Source organism: Streptomyces sp. NPDC054796, from assembly GCF_053611545.1.
In genome coordinates this window covers 1-2,154 of record NZ_JBSHAO010000147.1, presented here as the reverse complement: position 1 = coordinate 2,154, position 2,154 = coordinate 1, and the positions used below count along the sequence as shown (strand labels likewise).

At 68.4% G+C, this 2,154-nt stretch carries 1 protein-coding gene and 1 pseudogene; both read right to left on the bottom strand.

Going from position 1 to position 2,154, the window contains the following annotated elements; translation table 11 throughout:
• A pseudogene (locus ACWGJ2_RS40250) lies at nucleotides 1-496 on the bottom strand (ATP/GTP-binding protein); the annotation flags it as partial.
• 11 nt (nucleotides 497-507) lie between these two features.
• Complete coding sequence (locus ACWGJ2_RS40245) at nucleotides 508-2,010, bottom strand: SCO6880 family protein (protein ID WP_453351384.1); 1,503 nt, start codon at nucleotides 2,008-2,010, stop codon at nucleotides 508-510.
• Nucleotides 2,011-2,154 lie beyond the last annotated feature (144 nt).

The following is a 2,154-nucleotide window of genomic DNA, read 5'->3' as shown; positions in this document are numbered from 1 at the left end:
GGCCGGTGAGGATCTCCATCATGGACACGAGCACCTTGAACTGGTGCTCGGCGGGTATCCGCCCGTCGAGTGGGTTGATCCGCACGCCCTCGTCGCCCTCGGTTGCGCCGTAGACAAGGCGGATCGGCTTTATACCCAGCTGTCGTGCAATGTCGTCCCATTCGCCGGAGCCGTCCTGGCCCTGCGCGTCCAGGATGGCGAAGCTGCGGTCGCGGAAGCGCAGTTGCCGCAGCACGTAGGTCTTCTCCAGTGCGGACTTGCCGTAGCCGGACTTGCCCAGGATCAACGCGTGCCCGCTGGCGAGCCGGACTCGCGCCTGCGGGTTGTAGAGGATGAAGGGGTCGTAGATGTATGCCTTGCCGCTGTATGCCTCCCGGCCGATGATCACGCCACGGGGGTCCATGCTGGCCGCGCCGACCGCCGGGTAGAGGCCGCACGCGTGACTGGTGGTGGTGCGGACAGCCCGTCGCCGGGCCTGCGTCTGGGGCCGGAGCATCTCCAGCATCGCTACCGCCCGTCCTTCAGCAGCCCGGCAGTGAAGGGCAGGGTGTTGACGAAGGCCCGGTGGTGTTCGGTGTCGCACCACTCCAGCCGCAGACCGGCGCGGGTGGCGCCGGCGCGGACCGTGTCGGCGTCGCGGCGCAGGGCGTCGAGGGTGGGCGAGGTGACGGTGATCCAGGCGGCGAGCCGCGTGCCCGCCGCGCCGTCGGCGATGTCCCGCATGGTGCGTATCGAGGCTCTCTGGGCGGTCTGCTCCCGCGGATCCTCGATGCGTCCGGCCTTCTTGTCCGCCTGGCCCAACTCGTTCGTGGCGTCCGCCATGGCCTCGGTGATTGCCTGGGCCGTGCTGACGAGGTCCATGACCACGGACACCGACAGGATGATGTCCTGGAGGTAGAGCAGGACGGGCGCGAGGAAGTTGATGCCGACCGGAAGGACGGGAAGTTCTCTTACCCAGGCGGTCATCGAGTACCAGGTGTCCTCCTCGGTGGTCTCCCAGCCGCGTGAGGCCATGTACTTCTTGTTGCGGGCGTCGAGGACGGCGGGCCAGCAGGTGACCCTGTCCATGCCGGAGGTGTCGTCGATCCAGTGGCTGGGGTCGTAGCTGTGGTGCAGGTAGGACGCCAGCCCGGCTTCGTCTAGGTTGCGGATGTGGCGCAGTTGCCCGCGTCCCAGCGTCCGGATGAAGCTCTCGATCTCCTGCCCGAGCGTGATCGCGTAGCCCTCGTGGAGAGTGTTGTAGCGGCGGGCCTCGGCGACCAGGTCAGCCGTGTAGGGGATGCCCACCACGAGCAGCAGCCGCCGGTCTTCCGCGGTGACCGCGACATGCCGGATCAGGTCCTCGTACGACTGCTGGAGCCACGTCGGGCCGTTGGGGTCACGGCGTTCGGCAGCGTCCCGGGCATGGGCATTGGGGTCGGTGGGGATGACCCTGCTGATCCACTGAAGGCGGCGGATCCGCCCGCCGCTGTCGGCCGTGGTCTTCAGCAGGTGCTCGTAGGCCCGGACCAGAGCCTCCTTGTCCCCGGTATCGAGAGAGCCGAAGTCGCGCTGGCCTTCCACCTCGACCGCAGCGGTGAACGTCAGCTCATCCGGCTGCAGCACGATCGCGATCTCCCCGAACGCGGTACGAGCGGTGATCCACTGCATATTCCGCGGAACGCCGACCGGGACGTCGACGGGGACACGGCGGCCGTCGGCGTATCGCCCTGCATATGGTGCCTTGGACCGGTAGAGCAGCTCGCCGTCCCGCAGGAGCTTCTTGTAGGTTCGGGTGATCTCGAACCACCGGACATAGGTGCGCCCCCGGTACGGCGCCACGGTGGCCCAAGCGCAGGCTCCCGCGATCAGCGCGAAGCCAGCGATCTTCAGCAGGATGCCGCCGAGGAGCCAAGCGGCAACGAGTCCGCCGACGAAGCCGACTCCCAAGACGAGCTGCTCATCGGCTTCGAGCTTGCGGCCGAGCAGGCCGCGCGGTCTCGGCCGCGGGTAGGTGAAGGTGCGAGGCACAACTACTCCTGGATGTGGGTCGGGGCGGGCATCAGCGGATCTCCTCGTCCTGCGGTGGCGGGTCCGGCTCGTCCGGGAGCTCGGGCGGCGGCCAGGACTGCGGGCCCGGTGGATCCACAGGCTCCGCTGCTGCTGTGGCGCTGT